This window comes from Nevskiales bacterium, assembly GCA_035574475.1.
In the GTDB taxonomy this organism is placed as follows: Bacteria; Pseudomonadota; Gammaproteobacteria; order Nevskiales; family DATLYR01; genus DATLYR01.
Map to the genome: position 1 here is coordinate 1 of DATLYR010000123.1, position 3,191 is coordinate 3,191.

Genomic DNA, 3,191 nt, shown 5'->3' on the forward strand with positions numbered 1-3,191 from the left:
CAGATTCTTCCCCGCCGGCACGTCCACTCCCACCTTGCCGCCCACCGACGCATCCACCATCGCTAGCAGGCTGGTCGGAACCTGCACGAACGGGATGCCGCGCATGTAGGTTGCGGCCACGAACCCGCCCAGGTCGCCCGCCACGCCGCCGCCGAAGGCGATGACCGCCGCGTCGCGGCCCAGTCCCGCGGCCAGGATCCGGTCGGTGAGTTCGGCCCACTGCTCGCGGGTCTTGTTCCATTCGCCCGCGGGAAAGCTCGCCACCACGTGCGTGAGCCCGGCCGTCGAGAGTGCCGCGCTGAGAGCGGCGCCGTGCTTCTCAATTACGTGGGCGTCAGCCACCACCGCGTACGCGTGGGCCGGGCAGCGCTCGCGCAGCAGCTCGGGAAGCCGCGCCAGCAGGCCGCGGCCGAGGAATACGTCGTAGCCGCCCGCGTCGATGCGCACGGGCGATTGCGCCGGTTCGCTCATATCACCAGGTGGTGTCGGCGACGCCGGCGCGGTGGTTGGCCAGGCGCGCCAGCGTGAACAGCAGGTCGCTGAGGCGATTGAGGTAGCGCAGGATCTCGGAGGGCACCGGCTCGCCGCGCGAGAGCGCGACCACCGACCGCTCGGCGCGGCGGCAGACCGTGCGCGCCAGGTGCAGGGCGGACGCCTTCGCCGTACCTCCCGGAAGCACGAACGCCTTCAGCGCCGGCAGCTCGGCGTCGGCCGCGTCAATCGCCGCCTCGAGCGCCGCGATGCGCTCTTCGCTCACCACCAACTTGCTGCGCTGCTCATCCCGGAGCCGCTCCGGCGCGGGCGTGGCCAGGGCGCCGCCGATGTTGAACAGGTCGCGCTGGACCGATTGCAGCAACTCAGCGGCCAGCTCGCGCGGCTCGCAGGTCAGCGCCGCCCCGATCGCCGAGTTGGTTTCGTCCACGTCGCCGTATGCCGCCACGCGCAGATGATCCTTGCGCACCCGGCCGCCGCCCATCAACGATGTGTCGCCACCGTCGCCGGTTCTGGTGTAGATCTTCACGCGGGCAAGCTACGCCGGGTCATTGCGAGGCGTAAGGGTTTGCCGCGGCGCGGCCAGGGGGCTAGGATTTCACATGCGTTCATGCGTCCCGCGGTTCCCGCCGAGCATCCGGAAGTGAGCCAGTCACTGCCTCTGATCGTCCAGGGTGGGCGTCCGCACCGACCCGCGCGGCTCGCCGACCGGCTATCAACACGCTGCTGGCCAACGTCGAATACGGACAGGTGCGCGCCGGGGCCGAGGTCGAGCCGCCGCTCATGACCAGCGGCTACGACCTCGAGATCATCGCGGCGTTCCACGGCAGCCGCTCGCGCTACAGCGCCGAGGACGTGCTGGACTACCTGCTGTCGTTCGCACCGGTGGGGGCAACTTGAGCGATCGCGACATCCGCGACATTACAATCATCGGCGCCGGACCGGTTGGGATGTTCGGCGCTTTCTACGCTGGGATGCGTGGCGTTTCGTGCCGCATCATCGACGCGCTGCCGGAGCTGGGGGGCCAGCTCACCGCGCTGTATCCGGAGAAGTACATCTTCGATGTGGGCGGCTTCCCGAAGATCCTCGCCAAGGACCTGGTGAAGGGGCTACGCGAACAGATGGCGCAGTTCCATCCCGACGTGCAGCTGAACCAGGAAGTGGTGGGGCTCTCCACCGAAACCGGCGCCGACGGCAAGCCGCTGTTTCTGCTGCGTACCAGCGCCGGCGAGTACGCAACCCGCACCATTGTGATAGCTGCTGGCATCGGTGCCTTCAGCCCCCGCAAGCTGCCGCTCAAGGACGCCGATGCGTGGCTGGGCAAGGGCCTGTACGACCGGGTGCTCGACCCGGAGGTCTTTAGGGGGAAGCGGCTACTGATCGTAGGCGGTGGCGACTCGGCGTTCGACTGGGCCGTGAACCTCCAGGGCATCGCGGCTTCGATTTTGATGATCCATCGGCGCGACGGGTTCCGTGCCCACCAGGCCACGATCGACCAGGTGCACCAGCTGTGCGCTGCGGGCAAGATGGAGCTGCGCACCTTCTGGGAGCTGAAGGCCATCCACGGCACCGAGCGCATCGAAGCGGTCACCATCTTCAGCAACAAGACGAAGCAAGAAGAGCGGATTGCGGTCGACTGCGTGCTGCCACAGCTGGGCTTCGTATCCAACCTGGGCGACATCGCCAACTGGGGCCTCGAGCTGGTGAAGGAGGAGATCGTTGTCAACCAGATGATGGAGACCAGCGTGAGCGGCATTTACGCCGCCGGCGACATCGTCACCTATCCGGGCAAGCTGAAGTTGATAGCCACCGGCTTCGGCGAGGTGTGCACGGCGGTGAACAACGCGGTGCACCACATCTACCCGGAGAAGAAAATGTTCCCGGGCCATTCCTCCAACATGGAGGGGGTGTTCGCGGGAGCGTCCGCGGGGTGAGGCGCATCGCGCTCGCGGCGCTGGTGCCGGCCGCGGTCGCGTGCTCGCTGGCGCGCGATTCCACCGATCAGCACGACATGACGGCCCTGATGCGCGCCTCGCGTGACGGCAACGAGGGCGCGGTAGCCGCGCTGCTGGCAGGGGGCGCGCGCGTGAACCAGAAGGTCCGGGGCCACAGCGGCGTCAGGGTCATGCTTGCGTTCCTGGCCTGGATGCAGCAGCTGCCAAAGCGCGACGCTGGCTACACCGCGCTGCACTATGCGGCCCACGGCGGGCACGTGGGCACGGCGCGGCTGCTGCTGGACGGGGGCGCTGACGTCGCCGCGGTCGCGAAGGCCGGCGAGACGCCGCTATCGCTCGCGGCCCGGCGTGGACACGGCGAGCTGGTGCGCCTGCTGCTGGCACGCGGAGCTCCGGCGCGCAGCCGCGACAGCGCCGCCGTATTCGAGTCGCCCGTCCTGGCGGCGTTGTTCGCGCGCGACACCGGCCTGGTCCGGTTGCTGCTCGAGGCCGGCGCCGACGCAGACCCGCCGCGAGGCATGCCGCCCTTGGCGGTTGCCGCGAGGCAGGGCGACACCGCCGTCGTCGCGATGCTCACCGCGCGCGGCGCCGATGCCAACCGCGCGATCGGCGAGGGCCACACGCCGCTCATCCTCGCAGCCCAGGATGGGCACGTCGCGGTGGTCCGTATCCTGCTGGCCGCCGGCGCCGATCCTTCACGCAGGGACCGCAGGGCCAACTGGACCGCGCTCGAGTGGGCCGCGA

The 3,191-nt window shown here is 69.4% G+C and carries 5 protein-coding genes; 3 read left to right on the plus strand and 2 right to left on the minus strand.

The features are described from left to right. Positions 1–447, minus strand: a 447-nt coding sequence (locus VNJ47_07365; protein ID HXG28649.1) for an iron-containing alcohol dehydrogenase, incomplete at its 3' end; no start/stop codon positions are given. A gap of 25 nt (positions 448–472) precedes the next feature. After that, positions 473–1,021, minus strand: a complete 549-nt coding sequence (locus VNJ47_07370; protein HXG28650.1) for a cob(I)yrinic acid a,c-diamide adenosyltransferase — start codon at positions 1,019–1,021, stop codon at positions 473–475. A gap of 221 nt (positions 1,022–1,242) precedes the next feature. Between VNJ47_07370 and VNJ47_07375 the strand changes: the two genes are divergently transcribed. The 3 genes from VNJ47_07375 to VNJ47_07385 all read left to right on the plus strand — a co-directional run. Then, positions 1,243–1,392, plus strand: coding sequence for a hypothetical protein (locus VNJ47_07375; protein ID HXG28651.1), 150 nt, complete (start codon positions 1,243–1,245; stop codon positions 1,390–1,392). Continuing rightward, positions 1,389–2,426: an NAD(P)/FAD-dependent oxidoreductase gene (locus tag VNJ47_07380; protein ID HXG28652.1), complete on the plus strand. Its 1,038-nt coding sequence runs from the start codon at positions 1,389–1,391 to the stop codon at positions 2,424–2,426. Before VNJ47_07375 ends, VNJ47_07380 begins: the two co-directional genes overlap by 4 nt. After that, positions 2,423–3,191, plus strand: a 769-nt coding sequence (locus VNJ47_07385) for an ankyrin repeat domain-containing protein (protein HXG28653.1), incomplete at its 3' end; no start/stop codon positions are given. The genes VNJ47_07380 and VNJ47_07385, both read left to right, overlap by 4 nt.